A 23031-nucleotide genomic window follows, 5' to 3' on the forward strand; every position below is an offset into this window, starting at 1 on the left:
GGTCAGGATGGCACGGGTGCCGGCCGTGACCTCAGTGGTTTTCCGGGGGCAGGCCGTACTCGATGACGTCCAGGGCGCGGTCGACGAGGACCTCGAAGTCGCCCTCGTGCTCGTTCTCCGCCCAGTACATCGAGACCTCCATCAGACCGCCGACGAAGGACATCGCGTACACCCGGACCTCCAGGCTGTCGGGGTCGCGGCCGGTACGCTCCCCGATGGCCTGGCAGAGCAGGCGCCCGGTGGACGACATGCTCTGCATCATCCGGGAGCGCACCGAGGGGATCTCGACCATCAGCCGGGTGCGCAGCCGGGAGACCACCGGATCGTCCTTGACACCCAGCCGGATCGCCCGGTGCATCACATAACGGAGGGACGTCGGCCACGGCTCGTCGGCGGGCCGTGACCGGAGCTCCTCCATGATCAGCAGGTCGAACTCGTCCGTGAGGACGATGTCCTCCTTGGTCGGGAAGTACCGGAAGACGGTCGACGGCGACACCTCGGCACGCTCGGCGATCTGCTCGATCGTCGTGGCGTCCCAGCCCTGCTCCTCGACCAGCGCGTAGGTGGCCGCGCGGATGGCCTCGCGGGTCTTGATCTTCTTTCGTTCGCGGAGGCCGGGCTGGGGGGAGGTGTGCGGTGCCGTCATGCCGGTCATTGTCCGGCATCGGCGGTGGTGGGGGCCACGGCCGGGACCTCGCTCCCCTCGGTACGGCGCTCGGTGGGGGTGTTGGGCAGGAGCGCGGCGGCCAGCAGGGCGGTGGCGAGCGCGGCGATCCCGCACACCAGCAGGACCAGGCCCATGCCGTGGACGTAGGAGGCGTTCGCGGAGGCGGCGAGGTGGGCGGAGCCCGTCTTCCCGGCGACCAGGTGGGCCGCGACCACCGACTCGCCCGCGGTGTGGCCGAGCGGGGCGGGCAGGCCGGTGACGTCGAGGCGGTCGCGGAAGGCACCGGCGAGCAGGCTGCCGAGCAGGGCGATGCCGATGGCGCCGCCGACCTGGCGCGTGGTCATCAGCAGTCCGGAGCCGCTGCCGGCCCGGTCCGCGGGCAGGGCGCCGAGCGCGCCGTCCATGGAGGGGACCACCGAGAAGCCGAAGCCGAGGCCGGCGACGGAGAGCCACAGGGCGGTGAAGCCGTAGCCGTCACCGACCGAGGTGCGGCTGCCGAGCAGGGCGGCGAAGGCGAGCACGACCAGGCCGGCGGCGACCACGGCGCGGGCGCCGAAGCGGGCGACGACCGGCTGGGCGGCACGCGCCGCGATGATCAGGCCGCCCATCATGGGCAGCAGACGCAGGCCGGTGCCGAAGGCGTCGTTGCCGAGGACCGCCTGGAGGTACTGCGGGAGCACGAACAGCAGGCCGGACAGCACGAACATCACCAGTGTCGCCGCGAGGGTGTTGAGCAGGAAGCCGCGGTGGGTGAGCAGCCCCATGTCGAGCATCGGGCGCGCCGCCCGGCGTTCGCGCAGCACCAGGGCGGTGACGAGGACCGCGGCGACCGCCAACAGGGCGAGCACCAGCGGGTCGCCCCAGCCGCGGTCGGGGGCCTCGATGATCGCGTAGACCAGGGCGCCGAGGCCGATCGCGGTGAGCGCGGTGGACAGGGCGTCGACCTTGGGGGAGGCGGGGTCGCGGGTCTCGGGGAGCAGGAGGACGCAGGCGGCGACGCCGATGGCGGCCATCGGCACGTTGATCAGGAAGACCGAGCCCCACCAGAAGTGGTTGAGCAGGAAGCCGCCGATGATCGGGCCGAGCGGCAGCCCGAGCGCCGAGGCGGCCGAGACGATGCCGACGGCCCGGGTGCGTTCGGCGGGCCCGAACAGCGAGGGCAGCACGGACATCGCCAGCGGCATCACCAGCGCCGCGCCGATGCCCATGGCGGCGCGGGCGGCGATCACCCAGTTCACGTCGCCGGCCAGCGAGCCCATCACCGAACCGGCCAGGAAGACCAGGAGACCCGCGACCAGCATTCGGCGGCGGCCGAAGCGGTCGCCGAGGAGTCCGGCGGGGAGCATCAGGGACGCGAAGACGATGACGTACGCGTCCGCCATCCACTGCTGCTGGCTGGTGGTGGCGCCGAGTTCCCCGGCCATCGTGGGGAGCGCCACGTTGAGGATCGTCGTGTCGAAGCCGAGCACCAGCATGCTCGCGACCAGGGCGCCGAGTGCCCACCACCGGCGGGGGTTCTGGTGCGTCTCTTCCAGATGAGTGACAGTAGCCATGAAATGAGAGTAGCTCTCAAAATCAAGTTACTGTCAATGGCGAGCCGATGTCGTATTGTGGGGGAGGGTATGAAAAAAGTGGCCACGGCTCGGGGAGCCGTGGCCACTGCGAGGAGCGGCGGTGGGACTACGCGTGCTGGTAGGCCACCAGGGAGATGCCGACGTAGTGCACGACGAACGCGGCCAGCGTCAAGGAGTGGAACACCTCGTGGAAGCCGAAGTACCGCGGTGACGGGTTCGGGCGCTTGATGCCGTAGATGACGCCGCCCGCGCTGTACAGCAGGCCGCCGACGATCACCAGGACCAGGACCGCGATACCGCCCGTGCGCATGAAGTCGGGCAGGTAGAAGACCGCCGCCCAGCCCATCGCTATGTAGCAGGGCGTGTACAGCCAGCGCGGTGCGCCGACCCAGAACACCCGGAACACGATGCCGGCGGCCGCCGCGGCCCAGATGCCCCACAGCAGCCACTGGCCTTTGGCGGCGGGCAGGAGCAGCAGGGTCAGCGGGGTGTACGTGCCCGCGATGATCAGGAAGATGTTGGCGTGGTCGAGTCTGCGCAGGATGCCGTCCATGCGCGGGCTCCAGTTGCCCCGGTGGTACAGCGCGCTGACGCCGAACAGCAGGCACGCCGTCAGGACGTAGATCCCGCAGGCCACGCGGCCGCGCGGGGAGTTGGCGAGGGCGGTGAGGACGAGACCCGCCACGAGCACGGCCGGGAACATGCCCAGATGCAGCCAGCCGCGCAGTTTGGGCTTGACCTGTTGCGACAGGGAGGAGAGCGCAGCGGGACCGCGGCCGGCGGCCGGCGGTTCCGAGGGCGCGTCGGGGACGGACACAGTCATGAGGGGCATCGTACCTACGGAACCGTAAGTTACGGATCAGTCCCGCTCCATGACCGGCGGAGAGTGGCCATCGTCTCACGGAGCCTCGGTTGCGCTCACATCGGTGAGCAAAAAGACCTTGAGGCGAACTCAATGTGGACGCAAAGAAACGCAGGTGGGCGCAGAAACCGTGGCCTTCCTCACGTCGCTCATCTGTGACTCCCTCTGGACAGATGGGTGATCGAGTCGGAGGATCAAATGAGTGCGGTCGGCACCGGATGAGCGGCTACGAAGCGTCCGGGTCGCAGCCCCCACGGGGCAACAAGGCCTGAAAAAGGGCCACAAGATCAAAAATCCCTCATTTAGGAGCAATCGTGGCGCGCGACATCGCGGCTCCCACCGTCATCCCCACAAAACATCAGGAACTGGTCTCGTGGGTCAACGAGATCGCCGAACTGACGCAGCCGGACAGCGTGGTCTGGTGTGACGGATCCGAGGCCGAGTACGAGCGACTGTGCGAGGAGCTCGTGGCGAAGGGCACCTTCAAGAAGCTCGACCCGATCAAGCGCCCCCACTCGTACTACGCGGCCTCCGACCCGACCGATGTCGCCCGGGTCGAGGACCGCACGTTCATCTGCTCCGAGCGGGAGCAGGACGCCGGCCCGACCAACCACTGGAAGGACCCCGCCGAGATGCGGGCCGTCTTCACCGGTGAAGGAAGCAGCTCCTCGGGCGAGCAGGGCCTGTTCCGCGGCTCGATGAAGGGCCGGACGATGTACGTCGTCCCGTTCTGCATGGGCCCCCTCGGCTCGCCGCTGTCCGCCCTCGGCGTGGAGATCACGGACTCGGCGTACGTCGCCGTCTCGATGCGCACGATGACGCGCATGGGCCAGGCCGTCCTCGACGAGCTCGGCGAGGACGGCTTCTTCGTCAAGGCCGTCCACACCCTCGGCGCGCCCCTAGCGGAGGGCGAGGCCGACGTCCCCTGGCCGTGCAACCAGACCAAGTACATCTCGCACTTCCCCGAGTCCCGCGAGATCTGGTCCTACGGCTCCGGCTACGGCGGCAACGCCCTGCTCGGCAAGAAGTGCTACGCCCTGCGCATCGCCTCCGTCATGGCGCGCGACGAGGGCTGGCTCGCCGAGCACATGCTGATCCTCAAGCTCACGCCCCCGCAGGGCGAGTCCAAGTACGTCGCCGCAGCCTTCCCGAGCGCCTGCGGCAAGACGAACCTCGCCATGCTGGAGCCCACCGTCTCCGGCTGGACCGTGGAGACGATCGGCGACGACATCGCCTGGATGCGGTTCGGCGCCGACGGCCGCCTGTACGCCATCAACCCCGAGGCCGGCTTCTTCGGCGTCGCACCCGGCACCGGTGAGCACACCAACGCCAACGCGATGAAGACGCTGTGGGGCAACGCGGTCTTCACCAACGTCGCGCTCACGGACGACGACGACGTCTGGTGGGAGGGCATGACGGAGGAGCTGCCGGCCCACCTCACGGACTGGAAGGGCAACGACTGGACGCCGGGCTCCGAGACCCCGGCCGCCCACCCCAACGCCCGCTTCACCGTCCCGGCCGCCCAGTGCCCGATCATCGCGCCGGAGTGGGAGGACCCGAAGGGCGTGCCGATCTCGGCGATCCTCTTCGGCGGCCGCCGCGCCACCGCCGTCCCGCTGGTCACCGAGTCCTTCGACTGGAACCACGGCGTCTTCCTCGGTGCCAACGTGGCCTCCGAGAAGACCGCCGCCGCCGAGGGCAAGGTCGGCGAGCTGCGCCGCGACCCGTTCGCGATGCTCCCGTTCTGCGGCTACAACATGGGCGACTACATGGCCCACTGGATCGACGTGGCCAAGGACAAGGACCAGGCCAAGCTGCCGAAGATCTACTACGTCAACTGGTTCCGCAAGAACGACGCGGGCGCGTTCGTCTGGCCCGGCTTCGGCGAGAACTCCCGCGTCCTGAAGTGGATCGTGGAGCGGCTGGACGGCAGGGCGGACGGCGTGGAGACGCCGATCGGCGTGCTGCCGACCCGGGACGCCCTCGACACCGACGGGCTCGACCTCGACGACAGCGACCTCGACCTCCTGCTGACGGTCGACAAGGAGGTCTGGCGGGAGGAGGCGGCGCTCGTCCCCGACCACCTCAACACGTTCGGCGAGCACACGCCGAAGGAGCTGTGGGCGGAGTACCGGGCGCTGGTGGAGCGGCTGGGATAACTCCCCCTCGGAAAGACTCCGCGGCCGGTTCGGATGTGCCCTGACCAGCGATCGTCACGACCGGCCGCGGTGTGAGACCGGCGAGGCCGCGCACAATGGGGTGCGGGGCTCCGGGCCTGTCGCCGCCTTTTCCCGTCCGCCCCGACGGGAGCCCGGGCGGCGACAGGCCTTCGCCTGTGGGGCGCGTTGCCGGGTGCGGGCGGGTGGGGGCTGATCGCACAGTTCCCCCCGCCCCCTCCAGGGGCGTTCAGTTGCCCCTTTCCTCCAAGTAGCGGGTGTGCGATTCCTGGCGCATCGCCTCCGTGTCCCGCAGGGCCGCTGCCAGGCGTTCCGCCTCCTCCTTCAGGAGGGACAGCTGGCGTTCCAGGTGCTGTTCGGGTGGTTCCTGGCCGGGTGCCAGGCGGGTCCACCACCGGGTGCGTACGAAGCTGTCGACCGCCTCCGGGATGTCCTGCCGGACGGCCCGGGACAGGACGTGGACGCCCTCCGGGTCCTGGGCCAGGAGTTCGGCGGCCCAGCCCGGGTCGAGCAACGCCGTGAGCAGACCGGTCAGTTCGGCGAGTCGGGCCTCCGCCGGGGCCGGCAGGCCGACCTCCGCCAGGTAGGTCTCCAGGGTGCGGAAGTCGGCGCGGACCTCCTCCAGCTGGGCCGAAGGGGTCGGGAAGTCCGGCAGCGGCGGACGCTCCGGCGGGGCGATCAGCGCGGCCGCCCCGTACAGTCCCGCCACCACCACCGGCCAGTACGGCCCGGCCACGCCCGTGAACGTCAGGACCAGACCCAGCAGGCCGCCCGCCGAACCGGTCAGGTTCTTGCGGGACTCCAGGTAGGCGAGGGCCTTATTGGTAGCCACGGATCTCCTCGAAGGCGCCGTCCAGGGAGCCCTGCTGGGCGTCGAAGAGACGGCCTCCGGTCAGGTCGGCGATGTGCTGGAGCTCGGTGCGGGAGGAGTCGCCGAAGAGGATGGGGAAGACCGGGATCTGCTGCCGGCCGGCGGAGAGCTTGCGGTAGAACGCGTCGAAGTCACCGGCCTTGGCCCCCGTGGTGTTCTCGCCGTCGGTCATCAGCACGATCGACGTGAAGGTGTCCGCGGAAGGGGTCAGCCGGCCGTACGCCTTCTCCAGGGAGGTGTAGATCGCCGTGTTGCCGTCGGCGTGCAGGGCGTCGGTGTCCCTGCGGATCGCGGCGAGGTCTGTCTTGTCGTCGACCACGTGGGTGCCGACGCTCTTCACGTCCGAGCCGAACGGCATCAGGGTGACCTCCTCGCGGTTGCGGAAGTCGCTGGTCAGGCCGGTGAGGGCCGCCTTCAGGCGGGAGAGTCGGTCGCCTTCCATCGAGCCCGAGGTGTCCAGGACGTAGACCGTGCGGGAGGGCCGGCGCAGGTCGTTCTCGTAGGCCGAGATGAGCCCGTCGGCCACCGACCGGCTGCCGGGGAAGGGGAGTTCGCGGCGGCGGCCGGTGTCCAGGCCGGCGGCCGGGGCGACGGAGGCCACGACCGGCCGGCGGTGGGTGGTGTCCGTGATCAGCTTCTGCACGGCCGTGCCGCGCAGGTCCTCCGTGACCCTGCGGACGTCCTCGCGGGTGGCGGCGGAGGTCGAGGCCAGGGAGGAGAACGGGTAGTCGGCGGTGACCACGCCGTCCTTCGGCCGGATCACGGTGAGACCGCGGATGCCCTGGAGCACGGACTCGTAGTTGAGCAGGGCGTCGACGGTGCCGCGCCGCTGGTAGGCCGAGGCCAGCCAGCCGGAGGAGCCCGAGGTCAGGGTCTGGCCCTTGAAGAACTTCTTCAGCCGGGGGGTCGCCTTGGTGACGTCCTCGTCCGTGAGCGCCGACTGGGCGCCGGAGAGCGCGGAGGCCACCGAGACCAGCGTGGCGAAGCCGGAGTTGGAGCGGGCCGGGTCCGTCATGCCGTACGTCAGCCGGCCGGCCTCCACGGCCTGCTCGACCTGGGACCAGGTGACGTCGGCCGGCTTCCAGCCCAGCGCCCGCACGGTGGTCGTCTTCACGCCGATCGCGACCGGGCTGGACATGATCGACGTCTCGGAGACGACCTTCCTCGCCGCCTCCGGGCGCAGCCGCAGGTAGTCGTCGGAGGACAGCCAGAGCGCGTCGTACCTGCCGTCCGTCTTGCCCTTGGCCAGCAGGTCGATGGCGTCCAGGGTGCCCATGTAGGTGGGCCGGACGGTGACCCCGGTGTCCTTCCGGACCCGGTCGAGGACGGCTGTCATGTCGCTGAGTTCGGAGGAGGCGAGGACCCGCAGGGTGCCCGGCTCCGGGGCCGTGGCGTCGTCGCCGTGGTCCTCGGAGGTGCAGCCGGTCAGGACGACGGCGGCCGCCGCGAGGAGGGCGAGGAAGGGGCGTCTGCTCATGCGGGACCGCCCTCCAGAGCGCTCTTCGAGCGGCTGCGCTCCAGGTAGGCACCGGCCTGCTGGAGCTCGTCGGTGAGGGACTGCACGGTGGTCGCCATCGCCTCGGTCGCCTGCACCTTGTAGGTGTCGATGGCGTCCAGGGTCCGGTAGATCTGCTGGAACGCGGCCCGCAGTGTCTCGGCGCCCACGGCCGGGTCGGCGGCTATGCGCTGGATCTCCCCGCTCTGGTTCGCGAGCATCTCGGCATTGCCCCGGATCAGCTCCTCGGTCGTCCCGCGCAAGGCGTTGACCTGCTCGATCACCTTCTTCTGGTGGTCGAGCGCGGAGGCCAGCATCACCGAGATCCGCAGTGCGGAGACGGTGGTGGTGGCGGCGCGTTCGACGCCCTTGATCAGCTCGTCGTTGTTGCGTCGTACGACGTCCATCGCGAGGTAGCCCTGCGCGGACACCGCGAGCTGGGTGAGCAGGTCCTGGTGCTTCTGCCGGACCGGGAAGAGCACGTCCGCCCGCACGGCGTCGGCCTCCTGGGGGTCCGGGATCCGGGCGACGTGCTGCTCGACGGCGGTGTCCAGGGCCTGGGTGAGGACGACGTACTCCTGCAGCTTGCCCATGGTCTCCCAGAGCCGCACCCGCTCCGTCTGCAACGCCGCGTTGTCCCGCCGCAGTTCGTCCTGGCCGCCGCGCAGCGAGCCCACGATCCTGTTCAGCGTGCCCTGCGCGGACGCGTACTTGGCCACGTGGTCGCGGAGCTTGTTGCCGCCGGGCAGCCGGGAGAGGAACGTGCGGCCCTTGCCGGCCGACAGGTCGCGCGGGTCCAGGTCCTCGACGACCCGGCGCAGTTCGACCAGCGAACCGGCCACCTTGGCCTGCGCGTCACCGCCCTTGTCGGGCAGGCTGCGCACGGCGCGCTCCAGCATGCGGTTGGACTGCGCGGCGGCGGTGCGCAGCTCGCCGGCGCCCAGGCCGGTGATCTCGCCGACCTTGCTCGCGAACTCCGGCGAGCGGGCGTCCAGGGTGGCGAGGTCCCGGACGTAGTCGGAGGCCTTGCGTGCCATGTCCGTACGGACGCCGTCGTCGACGGGGACCAGCCCGCCCGCCTTCTCCCGCGGGACGGGCGCGACCGCCTCCGGCGGGGTCAGGGTGAAGACGTCGTCTCCGCTGAGCGTGGGCGGGTGCATCGACTCGCCGTCGCTCGGCCTCGTCTTGTCGAAGTTGGTCACAGGATCCCCCGTCAGCCGCGCGCCCGGCGGGCCATCTCGTGCAGCACCGCGGAGGTGGGCACGGGCGCCTGCCGGACGCCGGTCAGTGTCTGGTTGAGGTAGGCGGTGTGGCCGGCGGTGGCCTTGACGAACTCGGCGGAGTCGCCCTGGGGCCGGAAGCCGTGCCGGACGGCGAGTCTGCGCAGGGTCGGGTCGGTGCTGAGGAGTTCGCCGAGCTGCCGGCCGGCGTCGTCGAGCGGCACGATGGTGTGGTCGCTGTTGACCGTGGTGTCCGGGTAGAGGACGACGAGGTCGCCGTCGGCGCCCTGCTGTCCCTGCCGGTCGCCGAGGAGCGACACGACCTGCGACTCGTACAGACACACCAACGGATTGCCGGCGCCGCTGATGAAGTCCCTGAACACCGAGTCGCTGCTGGGCTGTTGCGCCCCCTGCACGCTGACCAGCTTGTGCAGCAGCGGCGCGGTCCTCGCGACGTCGGCGTCGCTCGCCACCACCCTCCCGCCGTTGGCGACGTAGGAGGCGGCGGCGAGGTAGAGAGCGCCGGAGTTGGAGGTCTCCGGATCGGTGCTGGTGATGTACAGCGTCCCGGTCAGCTCCCCGTGCGCCGTCGCCCCCTTGAGCTGCTGCCAGGTCCGGTCGTGCCGGGCGGCGTCCAGGTAGGCGGCCATCTTCAGGGTGCCCCTGCCCTTGCCGTCGAGCACGGCGAGCCCGTTGGCGGCCAGCACCTCGGCCGCGCCGCGGTGGGCGACCACGACGAGGGGCGAGTAGAAGGGGCGGGGGAGGGGCTGGCGGGCACGGTACTTCGCGGCCAGCGTGTCGGCGGGCGCCGAGCTGGACGGAAAGGCGAAGTCGTAGCCCTTCAGGTCCAGATCCTCCATGGCCCAGGATCCGGACGCCTCCGTCTTCACGGTGTAGCCCCTGGCGGCGAGGGCCTTCACCACATCGGGATCGGCGAAGAAGTCCGACTTCTCCGAACCGATCACACCACGCACGGTCTTCGTTGCCGTGCCCTTGTCGTCCCCCTGCCGGCCTGCGACGACGGCAGCCACCACGCCACCGATCAGCAGCACCGCGAGGACGATTCCCGCGATACGTCTCACGAGGGGGAGAGTGCTCCCGGAATCCCTCAGTCCTGGGTGGAACGGGTGAACGGGTGGTGAAGGGGACGCCCCGGAACGAAACCGGAGTGCCGAACTCCGCCGGATGCCGTCAGGTGGGGCCGCTCCCGGCCTCGCCGTGACGCCGCCCCGCGAGCTGCTCCGCGCAGGCCCCGGGTTGTTCGGCGATCACGCGCATCGTCGGGTGTTCCATGCCCGCGACCTCGGCGTGCTGGGACATGGCAACCCGGTCCGCGCGTCGCTGCGGGAGCGCGCGGACCGGGGCCGTCCGGGGGCGGTCAGCCGGCTGTGGTGAGTTCCGCGGCCGCCGCGTGGGCGTCCATGCGCTCCGCCGCGAGGATCGCCGCCGCGGTGTCCGCGCGGGACGCCGCGACCAGCAGGGCGCGACCGGCGACGGCGTGCGCGCGCTCGTGCAGCGCGGCCGGTTCCAGGACCGCCGGCTGTGTCGCGCGGACCGGCGTACGCCCGCCCCGCAGCCGGGCCACCTGCTCGGCCAGCCGGGTCGCGGCGGCGTCGAGGTCGGTGGACGGCGTGCGGGCGCGCAGCTCGTCCGTGACGGCGAGCAGTGCGGCGAGGTGCCCCGCGAGCTGGATGTCCAGCTCCTCCTCGCGCGTGCGGTGCGGGAAGTCGGAAGGCGTGCCGGCCATCGTGCTGTGGACGGACCCCTTGCGGGAAGCAGGGGTGCGGATCGGCTCGTACATGGGAGATGGCCTCCTGTGCTCTGACAGGAAACCATCCTAGCTTAGATTCGGTCTAAAGTTGATCCGGTTCACGAACGGTGGTCCGGTGACTGCCTACGGCTGGCCGTAGCCGTCCAGGAACCGCCCGATCCGGGTGATCGCGTCCCGCAGGTCCCCGATGGTCGGCAGGGTCACCACCCGGAAGTGGTCCGGCTCCGGCCAGTTGAAACCGGTGCCCTGGACGACCATGATCTTCTCCTGCCGCAGCAGGTCGAGGACCATCTGTCGGTCGTCCTTGATCTTGAAGACCTGGGGGTCGAGGCGCGGGAAGAGGTACAGCGCGCCCTTGGGGCGGACGCAGCTCACGCCCGGGATCTGGGTGAGCAGCTCGTAGGCGAGGTCCACCTGCTCCTTCAGCCGCCCGCCCGGCAGGACGAGGTCGTTGATCGTCTGGCGTCCGCTGAGCGCGGCCACGACCCCGTGCTGACCGGGCATGTTCGCGCACAGCCGCATGTTCGCGAGGATCGTCAGGCCCTCGATGTAGGAGTCGGCGTGCGCGCGGGGGCCGGAGACGGCCATCCAGCCGACCCGGTAGCCGGCCACCCGGTAGGCCTTGGACATGCCGTTGAAGGTCAGCGTGAGCAGATCCGGGGCGATCGCGGCGGTCGGCGTGTGCGTGGCGCCGTCGTAGAGGATCTTGTCGTAGATCTCGTCCGAGCAGACGAGGAGGTTGTGGCGGCGGGCGATGTCGGTCAGCCCGCGCAGCATCGCCTCGTCGTACACCGCGCCCGTCGGGTTGTTCGGGTTGATGATGACGATCGCCTTGGTGCGGTCGGTGACCTTGCGCTCGACGTCGGCGAGGTCGGGCATCCAGTCCGACTGCTCGTCGCAGCGGTAGTGCACGGCCGTACCGCCGGACAGGGAGACGGCCGCGGTCCACAGCGGGTAGTCCGGCGCCGGCACGAGTACCTCGTCCCCGTCGTCGAGCAGCCCCTGCATGGCCATCACGATCAGCTCGGAGACGCCGTTGCCGATGAAGACGTGCTCGACGTCGGTCTCGATGCCGATGGTCTGGTTGTGCATGACGACCGCGCGCCGGGCGGCCAGCAGGCCCTTCGCGTCGCCGTAGCCGTGCGCCGAGGAGACGTTGCGGAGGATGTCCTCCAGGATCTCCGGCGGGCACTCGAAGCCGAAGGCGGCCGGGTTGCCGGTGTTGAGCTTGAGGATGCGGTGCCCCGCGGCCTCGAGCCGCATCGCCTCCTCGAGAACCGGCCCCCGGATCTCGTAACAGACGTTGGCGAGCTTGGTCGACTGGATCACCTGCATGCCGGTGAGCTTACGGGGCGGTAACGCCGGTCGGGTCGTGTTTTCCACCACTTGGCCGCTCCCGTCCCTGGTAGGAGGGGATTCCTGGCTCGGGCCGCTTCCCGGCGTGGTGACGGGCCCCCGGCCCCGCCGCTCCTGCGGGGTGATGGTTCTCCTCGGTCTGGAAGGGGCCGTCCTGCCGGGTCCGCGGGGCGGGCTGATTTGGCCCGTTATCGCCGGTAGCTGTCTCAAAGGGTCCTCCCCTCCCTAGAATTCGCGTCCATGCCGAGACCTGCCGAGGACGAGACCGCGGCGCCCAGCGTCTACCGACCCGAGGGCGGACCGGCCCCCGTGTACGAGGAGTACCGGGATCCGGCCTCCGCGCACGGCTGGCTCAACGCGTACGACGAGACGCGCGAGCTGCCCCGGGTCGCGCCTGCGGTGCCGGTACCGGGGCCGGGCCGGGCCGATCGGCGGCGGGCGGCCCGTGACGCGGGCGGCCTGCGCGCCAAGCGCGTGGCGGTTGTCGTGGGTGCGGTGGGCGCCGCGTCCGTGGCCGCACTGGTCGCCGGTTTCACCTTCTCCTCGTCGTCCGGCGGCGGCCAGGTCGAGCAGGACCGCGCGAAGCACACGGTCGGCGAGTCGTCGGCGCCGGCGTCGGGAGAGCGCTCCGGCAGTGCGTCCGCCGCGCCCTCGGTGAAGTCGGCCGCGTCGGTCGCGGAGTCGCCGTCGGCCCGCTCCACGTCCACGGCCGGGACACCGGTGTCGGCATCGGAGGGTCACCCGGCGACCGCCACCCCGACGCACGGCGCGAGCGCGACACCTTCGCCGACCGCCACCGCGACGTCCCCGACGGCGAGCCCCACGTACGGGGGGCACGGCTGGGGGCACGGACGGGGCGGCGGCAGGGGACGCTAGGGGCGAGCCCCTGGGCAGGGCGGTGCGCTCGGCCCCAAGTGGCCGCGGAAACATATAGTTTGACCCCCTGAGCGAAGGGGGCCGCATGGAATTCTCGCTGCTCAACGACGAGCCCGTGACCGGCCCCGCGGCCGATCTGCTCGGCGCCGGGCGGGCCGCCCGACAGCTGGCAAAGCTGTTGCACGACTCCCGGTCCGCGACCCCGCTGACGCTTGCCGTGGACGCCGGCTGGGGCATGGGGAAGAGCAGTCTGATGCGGCTGGTCGAGGCGGAGTTACAGCAGAAGGACGTCGAGACCGTCTGGTACAACGCCTGGACCTCGACCGGTGCCGACGCCCTCGAAGGGCTCATCAAGACCGTCCTGATGCAGCTGGACGAGCGGGTGCTGCGGCGGGCGGTGGCCCGGCTCTCCGGGAGGGCACCGTGGCTGACGGCCCTGCGGGCGACGCTGACGGTGGCGGGCGCGACGGTCGGGCTGGCGGGCCTGGTCGACCGGTTCTGGGCGGAGCTGTCGGTCGACGCGAAGACCCGCAACGACTTGCGGACCGAGCTGCGCGAGCTCGCCACTGCCTGGGCGGAGGGGGCCGGCGACCGGCCCCGCCGCCTGCTGGTCGTCTTCGTCGACGACCTCGACCGCTGTGCCGAGGAGACGGTCCTCGCGGTGTGCGAGGCGGTGAAGGTCTATCTGGACGTCCCCGGCCTCGCCTTCGTCATCGGCTGCGACCGTGCCGCGCTCGGGTCGTCCGGGCTGCTGCGGGACCTGGGACCGGCCGGTACGGCGTTCATGGAGAAGATCTTCCAGACGAGCTACCGGCTGCCGGTGGCGGGCGGCGACCACCTGGAGGCGTATGTCCGCAGCTGTGCCGAACGCTCGGGGCTGCGTGAGTTGGTGGACGACGACCTGGTGCGGCTGATCGCCGCCCGCTCGGCCCGCAACCCGCGCCGGATCAAGCGCCTCATCAACGGCTTCGGTCTGGAGTGCGCGCTCAATCCGGTGTGGGCACGCTTCAGGCCGGAGGCCGTCGTCAGGACCCTTCTGCTGCAGCACCTGTACGGCGACTTCTACCGCCTGCTCGTCTCCACCGACGGCACCCACGGGCACGCGGCGCGGGAGTTCCTGGAGTACCGGACGGCCAGGCGGGTGCTGAGCCGGTGGGCCGAGGCCGACGCCGAGTCGTGGCGTACGACGGTGGACTCGGTGACCGGGCACGGGCTCGCGGCGCCGGAGAGCGGGGCTCCGGACAGCTGGGAGGCGGTGCTGACCCGGCTGGAGGAGGAGCTGCCCGCCACGTTCCCGGAGCTGGCGAGGGACCACGGCTTCGTCCATCTCGTCGAGGAGTGGATGCGGCTGCCGCAGGCGGACGAACTGGTGCGGCGGTTGCAGGAGGGCGCCGCGCCTGTCGCGGTCCACGCGGACGAGGACCCGTCGGCCCGGCCGGTGGAGGGCCGGGACGAGTACCGGGACGTCAGTGTCCTGTGGGTGGACGACCACCCGGAACGGAACGCGACCTCCGTGCGCTACCTCCGGGCGCACGGAGCGGACGTCCTGGTGGCCCGGAGCGGCCCGACGGCCGACCGGATCCTCTCCACCCACCCCGTGGACCTGGTGATTTCCGATGTCACCCGCGGCACGGAACGGGACGCGGGGTTCGCCGATCTGGCGGCCTGGCGGAGCAGGGGGCTCTTCGACGGTCCCGTCGTGTTCTTCGTCGGCCGCCTCACTCCCGCCCGTGAGCAGCGCAGCCGCGAACTCGGCGCGCGCATCACGTCCGGCTCCTCTGTTCTCTTCGAGCACATCGACGCCGCCTGCGCGGAAATCCGCCAACACCGTTCCTGAAACAGCTCCTTGCCCGCGCGGCCCCCTGTGATGAGAATGTGCATGACAAAAACGGGTGGCCGGAAGATCTCCGGTCACCTCGTCGTACAGAGGGGACCCCCACATGAACAAGCCTCTCGTCGCCGCGCTCGCCTCCCTGGCCATCACCGGGATCGGCGCGGTTCCGGCGGTCGCCGTACCGCAGCCGGCCAAGGCCGCCGCGGTGACCGTCAACTTCGCGGGCACCGTCTCGCTCAGCAACTGCTCCGGCTCCGTCATCCGCTTCCCGAACTCCGCGGACAGCGACCCGGCGCTGGTCCTCACCAACGGCCACTGCCTGGAGACCGGCTTCCCGGAGCCGGGCGAGGTCATCACCGGCCAGTCCTCCAGCCGTACCTTCGGCCTGCTCAACTCCTCCGGCAGCAGGGTCGCCACGCTCCGCGCCAACCAGGTCGTCTACTCGACGATGACCGACACCGACGTCACGATCTACCGCACCACCACGACGTACGCCGCGATCAAGAGCTCCTACGGCATCAGCCCGCTCACCGTCAGCGCCGCCCACCCCGTCGCCGGCACCGCCATCAAGGTCGTCTCCGGCTACTGGAAGACGATCTACAGCTGCAACATCGACGGGTTCGTGTACCGCCTGAAGGAGGGCGACTGGACCTGGAAGGACTCGGTCCGCTACACCTCCGCGTGCAACACGATCGGCGGGACGTCGGGGTCGCCGGTGATCGACACCACCACGGGCCAGGTCGTCGCCGTCAACAACACGGGCAACGAGGACGGGGAGCGGTGCACCGTCGACAACCCCTGCGAGGTGGACGCGAACGGGAACGTGACGGTTCGCCAGGGGATCAACTACGCCGAGGAGACGTACCTCATTCCGGCGTGCTTCACGACGGGGAACGTGCTGAACCTCGGTGCGAGTGGTTGCACCCTGCCCAAGCCGTAGGGGGTGGTGGGTGTTTCGTTTTCGGGTGCAGGCCGAGGGGGCTGGTCGCGCAGTTCCCCGCGCCCCTAGGTGAGGTGGGGTGTACGCCGGATCGAGCGCCCCGCCAGTTCGTCTGTTCTCCGGCCGTCCTCGATCACGAAGCGGCCGTCGATCAGGACGTGGGGGATGCCCGTCGGCAGTCGGCGTGGGTTCTCGAAGGTCGAGCCCGCCGCGACCGTGCGCGGGTCGAAGAGGACGAGGTCGGCGCGGTAGCCCTCGCGCACCAGGCCGCGGTCCGGCAGGCGCAGCCGGGCCGCGGGGCGGGCGGTGAGGTGGGCGACGCACTCCTCCAGCGAGAGGACGCCCAGCTCCCGAACGTAGTGGCCGAGGTAGTGCGGGAACGTGCCGTAGGCGCGGGGGTGGGGTTTCGTGCCCTGGAGGATACCGTCGGAGCCGCCCGTGTGGACAGGGTGGCGCATGATCGTGCGGACGTTCTCCTCGTGGCCGACGTGCTGGAGGATCGTGGTGCCGAGGCGGTCGGTGAGGAGGAGGCGGCGGGCCGTCGTCCAGGGGGACTCGCCGTGGGCGTCCGCCGACTCCTGGACCGTCCGGCCGACGAGGTCCGTGAGGGCGGGGTCGGTCACACCCGAGATCTCGATCGTGTCCCACTCGATGGGCACGCCGTGGCAGCCGTCGGAGCCGACGGTCTCCAGGTGGTGACGGATCCGTTCGGCTGTCGTGCCGTCCGCGAGGCGGGCGAGGGCCGCCGCCGGGCCGCCCTCGTTCGCCCAGCTCGGCAGCATCGCCGCGAGGGTCGTGCTGCCGGGGGTGTAGGGGTACGTGTCGAGGGTGACGTCGGCGCCCGCGGCGAGGGCCGCGTCGAGGAGGGCCAGCAGTTCGGGGGCCCGGCCCTTGTTCACGCCGAAGTTCATGGTGGCGTGGGCCAGGTGCAGCGGGCAGCCGGCCTCCCGGGTCAGGGCGACCATCTCCGCGTACGCCTCCAGAGCGCCCGCCCCGTACGAGCGGTGGTGCGGGCAGTAGTAGCCGCCGTACTCCGCCACCACCCGGCACAGCTCGGTGAGCTCGGCGTCCGGCGCGTACATGCCGGGGGTGTAGGTGAGGCCGGAGGACAGGCCGACCGCGCCCTGGGCCAGGCCCTCGGCCACCAGCCGGCGCATGTGGTCCAGTTCGGCCGGGGTCGCCGCGCGGTCCTCCCAGCCGACCGCGAGTGCGCGGACCGTGCCCTGGGGGACGAGGTACGCCGCGTTGACGGCGACGCCCCGGTCGAGGCGGTCCAGGTACTCGCCCACCGACCGCCAGTCGAAGTCGATGTCGTCGCCCGGGCCGTTCCAGCCGGCGATCGCCCGGCGGACCTCCGCCAGCGTGCGGTCGTCGACCGGGGCGTAGGAAAGGCCGTCCTGGCCCAGCACCTCCAGGGTCACCCCCTGCGCGGCCTTCGCGCTGTGATCGGGGTCGCGCAGCAGGGCGAGGTCGCTGTGCGCGTGCATGTCGACGAAGCCGGGCGAGAGGACCAGGCCCTCCGCGTCCAGCTCGCGCGTCGCACGCGGGCGTTGGCAGCCCGCCGCCGCGGCCTCCTTGACGATCGACACGATCCGGCCGCCGTCGATCACCACGTCGGCGCGGTAGGAGGGTTCCCCGCTGCCGTCGACGACGTCCGCGTCCCGGATGACGAGCTGCTCCACGGCCCCTCCTAGAAGAACGTGCGGATGTAGTCGACGACCGTCCCGTCCGCCTCGGCCACCGGGATCAGCTGCCACTTGTCGAACGACGTGCACGGGTGGGAGAGGCCGAGGCCCACCCAGTCCCCGACCTCCAGGTCCGCCCCGGGCCCGGTGCGCAGCCAGGCGTGCTGGTCGGACAGGCCGGTGACCGAGATCCCGGTCGCCGGGCGCTCGGTGCCCGCCCGGCGGATCACCTGGGCGACGGGCAGGTCGAGGTCGTAGGCCGCGTCCCGCTTGCCCGCGTTGGCGAAGGCCTGCTCCGGGGAGGGCCGGGAGACGATCTGCGCCCAGAGCCGGAAGGCGGGCTCCAGGGCGCCCTCCTCGGGAACCCGGTTGAAGGGGGTGACGTCCCGGTAGCGGCCGTCGTCGTGCGAGACGTACGCGCCCGAGCGCAGCAACTTCACTACTGGGACGGACAGTTCGGGGATGTCCGCGAAGACGTCCGCGACCGCGTCGAACCAGGCGCTGCCGCCCGCGCTCACCACGATCTCCGTCAGGCCCGCGAACCGGCCGGCCTTGTCGAACCCGACGGCGAGCGCGACCAGCCGGCGCAGATACGCGTGCACCCGGTCCGGGTCGGCCTGCGGGACCTCGCCCTCGTACCCGGCCACCCCGGCCAGCCGCAGCGTCCGGGTCCCGGCCACCGCGTCCGCGACCGCCGCGCACTCCGCCTCGGTACGCACCCCGGTACGGGCGCCCTCCCCGGCGGCGAGCTCCACCACGACGTCCACGGGGCGGCCGGTTCCGCGCAGCGCCGCGTCCATCAGCTCGACCCCGCGCACGGAGTCGACGTAGCAGAGGAAGCGGAAGTCGGCGTCGCGCTCCAGCTCGGCGGCGATCCAGCGGAGCGCGGGGGCGTCCACGAGTTCGTTGGCGAGGAAGACCCGGCGGGTGCCGAACGCCCGCGCCACCCGCACCTGGTGCGGCACGGCGAGGGTGATGCCCCACGCCCCGCGCGCGGTCTGCCGGTGGAAGAGCTGCGGGGCCATCGAGGTCTTGCCGTGCGGGGCGAAGGCGAGGCCGTGCCGTTCGGTGTACGACTCCATCAGCGCGAGGTTGTGTTCAAGGCGCTCGGCGGACAGGGCCAGCACCGGGGTCGCGAAGCCGTCCGAGAACAGGTTGCGGCGCTGGGCGGCCAGTTCGCCGACGGTGAGGCCCTCGGCGTCCGGCGGGAGGCCCTTGAAACGGTGGTCGACGCGTTCCTCCGCGAGCCGGGCGAGCGCTTCGGTGCCGGTGTCGAGGGACACGTAGCCTCCCTGATCTGGTTGGTTGCATTCTCTGCAACGTCCATTGCGTATGTCGCTTACCGCTGTCTAACATCCACGCCAACGCCGGGTCAATGGAGCCCGTAGCCACCCTTCCCCGACGACGAGGAGCCACGACCATCGTGAAGGCCACCGGCTCGGTCGACGCCGTGGACGTCGTCGCGCTCGGCGAGTCCATGGTCACGTTTCTGCCCACCCGGCCGGGGCGCCTCGCGGACGTGCCGTCCTTCGACCGCGCGATCGGCGGCGCCGAGTCCAACGTGGCGTGCGCGCTGTCCGCCGCCGGGCACGCCGTGCGCTGGGTCAGCCGGGTCGGCGCGGACGGCTTCGGCGACCACCTGCTGGAGACCGTCGCCTCGTACGGCGTGGACGTCTCGTACGTGGGCCGCGACCGCGGGCGGCCGACGGGGGTGTACTTCCGTACGGCCGGTGACCGGGCGACGGACGCGCACGAGGTCGCGTACTACCGGGCCGGGTCGGCGGCGTCCGCGATGTCGCCGGCGACGGTGGACCTGGCGGCGGTGCGCACGGGCCGCATCCTGCACCTGTCGGGGATCACGGCCGCCTTGTCGGAGGGCTGCCTCGGGCTGCTGCGGGAGCTGACGGCCTCCGCCGGGGAACGGCCGCCGGTGGTGTCGTTCGACGTGAACTACCGGGCGGGGCTGTGGGGTTCGGGTGACGGCGCGGAGGTGCTGCTGGAGCTGGCGCGCCGGGCCGACGTCGTCTTTGTGGGGGAGGACGAGGCGGAGCTGGCGTGGGGGGTGGGGGGCGGACCGGCGGCCGTCCGGGAACTGCTGCCCGAGCCGGAGGTGCTGGTGGTGAAGCAGGGAGCGAAGGGGGCGACGGCGTTTCAGCGAGGTGACAGGCCGCCGATGCCGGGCGCGGGCGCGTGGGGGCTGGTCGCGCAGTTCCCCGCACCCCCTGCGGGGCGCCCCTTCCCGGCTGCGCCCACCCGTGCCGCTGGGGCGGCACGGGTGGGCGCGGGCGGCACGCGGCCGGCGCCGGTGCCCGTCCCCACCCCCCGGCCCCAGCTCACCGGCACCTTCGAACCCGCCCCCGCCGTCGACGTCGTGGCAACCGTGGGCGCCGGCGACGCCTTCGCCGCCGGTTTCCTCTCCGGGGCCCTGCGCCGCCTCCCGCTCACGCAGACGCTCCGGCTCGGCCACCTCTTCGCCGCCGCCGCCCTCACCACCCCCGCCGACCTCGCCCCGCCCCCCGACCGCGACACCACCGACCGGCTGACCGCCCTGGACACCGGCGCGTGGGAGAGACTTCGACTCGGCCCCGGCTGGACCGAAGCCGGCGCGGCCGAAGAGGAGGAACGCACCCCATGAGCCAGACCGTCGACCGAGCGCTCAGCATCCTGCCCCTGCTCGCCGAGGGCCCCGCCGACCTCGGCCAGGTCGCCGACCGCCTCGGCGTGCACAAGTCGACCGCGCTGCGGCTGCTGCGCACCCTCCACGAACACGGGCTCGTCTACCGCCAGTCCGACCAGCGCTACCGCCTCGGCGCCCGCCTCTTCGCCCTTGCCCAGGAGGCGATGGAGAACCTCGACGTCCGCGAGATCGCCCACCCCCACCTGGCCCGTCTCAACACGGCCTGCGGACATACCGTGCACCTCGCCGTGTTCGAGGAGGGCGAGGTCCTCTACATCGACAAGGTCGAGAGCCGCTACCCGGTGCGCATGTACTCCCGCATCGGCAAGCCCGTGGCCATCACCGTCGCCGCCGTCGCCAAGCTGCTCCTCGCCGACCTGCCCGAGCCCGAGCGGCGGGCCCTCGCCGACAAGCTCGACTACCCCATGTACACGGCCCGTTCGACGCCCAACGCGGAGGCGTTCCTCAGGGAACTGGCCAGGGTGCGCGAACAGGGCTGGGCCACCGACCTCGGCGGCCACGAGGAGTCCATCAACTGCGTCGCGGCCCCCGTCCGCGGCGCCGACGGGCGGGTCGTCGCCGCGATGTCGGTCTCCGCGCCGAACGTCGTCGTCACCGCGGACGAACTCCTCACCCTGCTCCCGCAGGTGCGCCGTACGGCGGACGCGATCAGCGGCGAGTACTCAGGCAGAACACCGATCAAGGAAGCCGGCACCAGATGACCGAGAAGACCGCCCTCACCCCCACGACCCACACCACCCCGCCCGCGAAGTTCTCGCACGGCGTCCGCAAGGGCAACATCCTCCAGGTCGCCGGCCAGGTCGGTTTCCTGCCCGCGGAGGAGGGCAAGCCGCCGACCCCGGCCGGTCCCGGTCTGCGCGAGCAGACCCTCCAGACCCTGGCCAACGTCAAGGCGATCCTGGAGGAGGGCGGTGCCTCCTGGGACGACGTCATGATGATCCGCGTCTATCTGACGGACGTGGACCACTTCGCCGAGATGAACGGCATCTACAACACCTACTTCGAGGAGCAGGGCCTCACCGCGCCGCCCGCCGCCCGTACGACCGTGTACGTCGGCCTGCCCGCCGGCCTCCTCGTCGAGATCGACGCCCTCGCCGTCCTCGGCTGACGGGTTCCGTCAACTCCCGCACGTCCTGCACGGCATGGCACCCGCACCGGGTGCCGTGCCGCGATGCCCCCTGCCCGAAAGCACGATGCACCTACCCAGAGGACCCCCACATGCCCTTCCCCCTAGCGGCGTCCACCCCCACCCCCACCACCCCACCCCACACCGGAGGCCTGCTCCTCCTCCTCGACGGCACCGCCGGCCTCCTCACCGTCGCCGCGATCGGCATCGCCCTGCTCCTCTTCCTCATCATCAAGGCGCGGCTCCAGCCCTTCGTGGCCCTCCTCGCCGTCTCCATAGCCGTCGGCCTGCTCGCCGGACTCTCGGTCACCGAACTCTTCGGCACCGTCCAGCGCTCGGACGCCGTCTCCACCGTCGAGTCCGGCATGGGCGGCATCCTCGGCCACGTCGCGATCATCATCGGGCTCGGCACGATGCTCGGCGCGATCCTCGAAGTCAGCGGCGGCGCCGAGGTGCTGGCCGGCCGGCTGCTCGGCGCCTTCGGCGAGAAGCGGGCCCCGCTCGCCATGGGCCTGACCGGCCTGATCTTCGGCATCCCCGTCTTCTTCGACGTCGGCATCTTCGTGCTGGCCCCCCTCGTCTACGCGGCGGCCAAGCGCGGCGGCAAGTCGATCCTGCTGTACTGCCTCCCGCTCCTCGCCGGCCTCTCCATGACCCACGCCTTCCTGCCGCCGCACCCCGGCCCGGTGGCCGCCGCCGCCCTGCTGCACGTCCAGCTCGGCTGGGTCATCCTCATGGGCGTCGTCTGCGGCATCCCGGCGGTGCTGGCCGCGTGGGCGTACTCGGCGTGGATCGGCAGGCGGATCTTCGTCGCCGTACCGCAGGACATGGTCGAGGCGGCCGACGAGGCCAGGCAGGCGGTGGTGGCGGAGCAGCGGGCGGCCGGAGTGGCCCCCCAGGAGAAGCCGGTGCCGCTCGGCACGGTCCTGGCCATCATCGGCACGCCCCTCGTCCTCATCCTCGCCGCGACCTTCTCCTCCATCGCCCTCGACCCCTCCACCGGCCGCTCGGTCCTCGAGTTCTTCGGCACGCCGATGGTCGCCCTCACCATCGCCCTGGTCCTCGCCTACTACCTGCTCGGCATCCGGCGCGGCTGGTCCCGCAAGTCCCTGGAGACCGTGTCGACCGCGTCCCTCAAGCCGGTCGGCAACATCCTGCTGGTGGTCGGCGCGGGCGGGATCTTCGGTGCCGTACTGAAGGCGAGCGGTGTCGCCCAGGCCCTCTCCGACACCTTCCACGGCGTCGGGCTCCCGGTGATCGTCCTGTCGTACCTGATCTCGGTGGTGCTGCGGGTCGCCCAGGGCTCCGCGACGGTGGCGATCGTGACGACGGCCGGTATCGTCGCCCCGCTCCTCTCCGAGGGCCACCACTCGCAGGCCTTCGTCGCCCTCGTCATCATGTCCATCTCGGCCGGTTCCATCTTCGCCTCGCACGTCAACGACGGCGGATTCTGGATGGTGGCCAAGTACTTCGGCATCAGCGAGCGGGACACCCTGAAGACCTGGACCGTGCTGGAGACGGTGCTGTCGGTGGTGGGGTTCGCGGTGGCGGGCGTGCTCGGCGTCTTCGTGTAGGCGTCTGATAACGAAGTCCGGGGCTGGCTGTGTCCGGCACAGGTTCTTGGACCATACTGCCCGCTGTGGAGCAGCGCATAGGAGCCAACAGCCAGCCCCTGGAGGGCGCCGGATTCGACCCGGCCTTCATCCCCGGGCTCACCTCACCCGCGTCCGCCGAGCCCGCGGACGCGAAGGCGGACGCGCAGGCGCAGGCGGAGGACGCGCAGGCGGAGGACGCCCGGCCGGAGGAGACCGAGCAGGCGGAGGCGGCGGGGGGGACCGCCGGCGCCGCCGCGGGGGGGGCCCGGGGCCCCGCGGGCCCG

At 71.5% G+C, this 23031-nt stretch carries 20 protein-coding genes and 1 pseudogene; 9 read left to right on the plus strand and 12 right to left on the minus strand.

The window, feature by feature from the left end:
• Nucleotides 1–31: 31 nt before the first annotated feature.
• The 3 genes from AB0472_RS10765 to AB0472_RS10775 form a co-directional block, all read right to left on the minus strand.
• Complete coding sequence (locus AB0472_RS10765) at nucleotides 32–646, minus strand: TetR family transcriptional regulator (RefSeq protein WP_366355285.1); 615 nt, start codon at nucleotides 644–646, stop codon at nucleotides 32–34.
• Nucleotides 647–651: 5 nt separating this feature from the next.
• Nucleotides 652–2220, minus strand: a complete 1569-nt coding sequence (locus AB0472_RS10770; protein ID WP_366355287.1) for an MFS transporter — start codon at nucleotides 2218–2220, stop codon at nucleotides 652–654.
• Between the two features lie 127 nt (nucleotides 2221–2347).
• Nucleotides 2348–3064 (minus strand): hemolysin III family protein, encoded by a 717-nt coding sequence (locus AB0472_RS10775; protein ID WP_366355289.1) that lies wholly within the window; start codon nucleotides 3062–3064, stop codon nucleotides 2348–2350.
• Between the two features lie 353 nt (nucleotides 3065–3417).
• On the opposite strand from AB0472_RS10775, the gene AB0472_RS10780 reads away from it, so the two are divergent.
• Nucleotides 3418–5262 carry a phosphoenolpyruvate carboxykinase (GTP) gene (locus AB0472_RS10780; RefSeq protein WP_366355290.1) on the plus strand — a complete coding sequence of 615 codons (1845 nt, stop codon included), beginning with the start codon at nucleotides 3418–3420 and terminating at the stop codon, nucleotides 5260–5262.
• A gap of 247 nt (nucleotides 5263–5509) precedes the next feature.
• On the opposite strand, the gene AB0472_RS10785 is transcribed toward AB0472_RS10780, so the two are convergent.
• The 7 genes from AB0472_RS10785 to AB0472_RS10815 all read right to left on the minus strand — a co-directional run bounded on the left by AB0472_RS10785 (nucleotide 5510) and on the right by AB0472_RS10815 (nucleotide 11972).
• A complete protein-coding gene (locus AB0472_RS10785) occupies nucleotides 5510–6112 on the minus strand; it encodes a hypothetical protein (protein ID WP_366355292.1) in 603 nt (200 codons plus the stop codon).
• Complete coding sequence (locus AB0472_RS10790) at nucleotides 6099–7628, minus strand: VWA domain-containing protein (protein WP_366355294.1); 1530 nt, start codon at nucleotides 7626–7628, stop codon at nucleotides 6099–6101. The genes AB0472_RS10785 and AB0472_RS10790 overlap by 14 nt, the downstream gene beginning before the upstream one ends.
• Entirely contained in the window at nucleotides 7625–8806 is a 1182-nt protein-coding gene (locus AB0472_RS10795; RefSeq protein ID WP_366355692.1) for a toxic anion resistance protein, read from the minus strand. The genes AB0472_RS10790 and AB0472_RS10795 overlap by 4 nt, the downstream gene beginning before the upstream one ends.
• A gap of 53 nt (nucleotides 8807–8859) precedes the next feature.
• Nucleotides 8860–9948 carry a hypothetical protein gene (locus AB0472_RS10800; protein WP_366355296.1) on the minus strand — a complete coding sequence of 363 codons (1089 nt, stop codon included), beginning with the start codon at nucleotides 9946–9948 and terminating at the stop codon, nucleotides 8860–8862.
• Between the two features lie 109 nt (nucleotides 9949–10057).
• Nucleotides 10058–10186, minus strand: a complete 129-nt coding sequence (locus tag AB0472_RS10805; protein ID WP_366355298.1) for a hypothetical protein — start codon at nucleotides 10184–10186, stop codon at nucleotides 10058–10060.
• 58 nt (nucleotides 10187–10244) lie between these two features.
• Entirely contained in the window at nucleotides 10245–10667 is a 423-nt protein-coding gene (locus tag AB0472_RS10810) for a hypothetical protein (protein ID WP_366355300.1), read from the minus strand.
• 93 nt (nucleotides 10668–10760) lie between these two features.
• Nucleotides 10761–11972 (minus strand): pyridoxal phosphate-dependent aminotransferase, encoded by a 1212-nt coding sequence (locus tag AB0472_RS10815; protein WP_366355302.1) that lies wholly within the window; start codon nucleotides 11970–11972, stop codon nucleotides 10761–10763.
• A 261-nt stretch (nucleotides 11973–12233) separates the two neighbouring features.
• On the opposite strand from AB0472_RS10815, the gene AB0472_RS10820 reads away from it, so the two are divergent.
• From AB0472_RS10820 to AB0472_RS10830, 3 genes are all read left to right on the plus strand, one after another.
• Nucleotides 12234–12869: a hypothetical protein gene (locus tag AB0472_RS10820; RefSeq protein WP_366355304.1), complete on the plus strand. Its 636-nt coding sequence runs from the start codon at nucleotides 12234–12236 to the stop codon at nucleotides 12867–12869.
• Nucleotides 12870–12954: 85 nt separating this feature from the next.
• On the plus strand, nucleotides 12955–14706 hold the full coding sequence (locus tag AB0472_RS10825; RefSeq protein WP_366355306.1) for a P-loop NTPase fold protein: 1752 nt from the start codon (nucleotides 12955–12957) through the stop codon (nucleotides 14704–14706).
• Nucleotides 14707–14809: 103 nt separating this feature from the next.
• Entirely contained in the window at nucleotides 14810–15643 is an 834-nt protein-coding gene (locus AB0472_RS10830; protein ID WP_366355308.1) for a serine protease, read from the plus strand.
• A 65-nt stretch (nucleotides 15644–15708) separates the two neighbouring features.
• Here the strand turns inward: AB0472_RS10830 and AB0472_RS10835 are convergent, their stop codons facing one another.
• Nucleotides 15709–17325, minus strand: coding sequence for a D-aminoacylase (locus tag AB0472_RS10835; RefSeq protein WP_366355310.1), 1617 nt, complete (start codon nucleotides 17323–17325; stop codon nucleotides 15709–15711).
• Between the two features lie 8 nt (nucleotides 17326–17333).
• Entirely contained in the window at nucleotides 17334–18611 is a 1278-nt protein-coding gene (locus AB0472_RS10840) for an amino acid deaminase (RefSeq protein WP_366355312.1), read from the minus strand.
• A gap of 140 nt (nucleotides 18612–18751) precedes the next feature.
• Here AB0472_RS10840 and AB0472_RS10845 point away from each other — a divergent pair, with 140 nt between their 5' ends.
• The 5 genes and pseudogenes from AB0472_RS10845 to AB0472_RS10865 all read left to right on the plus strand — a co-directional run.
• Nucleotides 18752–19963: a sugar kinase gene (locus tag AB0472_RS10845; protein ID WP_366355314.1), complete on the plus strand. Its 1212-nt coding sequence runs from the start codon at nucleotides 18752–18754 to the stop codon at nucleotides 19961–19963.
• Nucleotides 19960–20727, plus strand: a complete 768-nt coding sequence (locus AB0472_RS10850) for an IclR family transcriptional regulator (protein ID WP_366355316.1) — start codon at nucleotides 19960–19962, stop codon at nucleotides 20725–20727. The genes AB0472_RS10845 and AB0472_RS10850 overlap by 4 nt, the downstream gene beginning before the upstream one ends.
• Complete coding sequence (locus AB0472_RS10855) at nucleotides 20724–21134, plus strand: RidA family protein (RefSeq protein ID WP_366355318.1); 411 nt, start codon at nucleotides 20724–20726, stop codon at nucleotides 21132–21134. Before AB0472_RS10850 ends, AB0472_RS10855 begins: the two co-directional genes overlap by 4 nt.
• Before the next feature lie 110 nt (nucleotides 21135–21244).
• Nucleotides 21245–22726, plus strand: coding sequence for a gluconate:H+ symporter (locus AB0472_RS10860; RefSeq protein WP_366355320.1), 1482 nt, complete (start codon nucleotides 21245–21247; stop codon nucleotides 22724–22726).
• A gap of 65 nt (nucleotides 22727–22791) precedes the next feature.
• Nucleotides 22792–23031: pseudogene (locus tag AB0472_RS10865) on the plus strand (hypothetical protein); the annotation flags it as partial.

It is taken from the genome of Streptomyces sp. NPDC086777, from assembly GCF_040702065.1.
In the GTDB taxonomy this organism is placed as follows: Bacteria; Actinomycetota; Actinomycetes; order Streptomycetales; family Streptomycetaceae; genus Streptomyces.

Coding starts and splice junctions, on each gene's coding strand:
- AB0472_RS10765 (WP_366355285.1), bottom strand. CDS start 646: ATGACGGCACCGCACACCTCCCCCCAGCCCGGCCTCCGCGAACGAAAG.
- AB0472_RS10770 (WP_366355287.1), bottom strand. CDS start 2,220: ATGGCTACTGTCACTCATCTGGAAGAGACGCACCAGAACCCCCGCCGG.
- AB0472_RS10775 (WP_366355289.1), bottom strand. CDS start 3,064: ATGACTGTGTCCGTCCCCGACGCGCCCTCGGAACCGCCGGCCGCCGGC.
- AB0472_RS10790 (WP_366355294.1), bottom strand. CDS start 7,628: ATGAGCAGACGCCCCTTCCTCGCCCTCCTCGCGGCGGCCGCCGTCGTC.
- AB0472_RS10795 (WP_366355692.1), bottom strand. CDS start 8,806: ATGCACCCGCCCACGCTCAGCGGAGACGACGTCTTCACCCTGACCCCG.
- AB0472_RS10805 (WP_366355298.1), bottom strand. CDS start 10,186: ATGTCCCAGCACGCCGAGGTCGCGGGCATGGAACACCCGACGATGCGC.
- AB0472_RS10810 (WP_366355300.1), bottom strand. CDS start 10,667: ATGTACGAGCCGATCCGCACCCCTGCTTCCCGCAAGGGGTCCGTCCAC.
- AB0472_RS10815 (WP_366355302.1), bottom strand. CDS start 11,972: ATGCAGGTGATCCAGTCGACCAAGCTCGCCAACGTCTGTTACGAGATC.
- AB0472_RS10820 (WP_366355304.1), top strand. CDS start 12,234: ATGCCGAGACCTGCCGAGGACGAGACCGCGGCGCCCAGCGTCTACCGA.
- AB0472_RS10825 (WP_366355306.1), top strand. CDS start 12,955: ATGGAATTCTCGCTGCTCAACGACGAGCCCGTGACCGGCCCCGCGGCC.
- AB0472_RS10830 (WP_366355308.1), top strand. CDS start 14,810: ATGAACAAGCCTCTCGTCGCCGCGCTCGCCTCCCTGGCCATCACCGGG.
- AB0472_RS10850 (WP_366355316.1), top strand. CDS start 19,960: ATGAGCCAGACCGTCGACCGAGCGCTCAGCATCCTGCCCCTGCTCGCC.
- AB0472_RS10855 (WP_366355318.1), top strand. CDS start 20,724: ATGACCGAGAAGACCGCCCTCACCCCCACGACCCACACCACCCCGCCC.
- AB0472_RS10860 (WP_366355320.1), top strand. CDS start 21,245: ATGCCCTTCCCCCTAGCGGCGTCCACCCCCACCCCCACCACCCCACCC.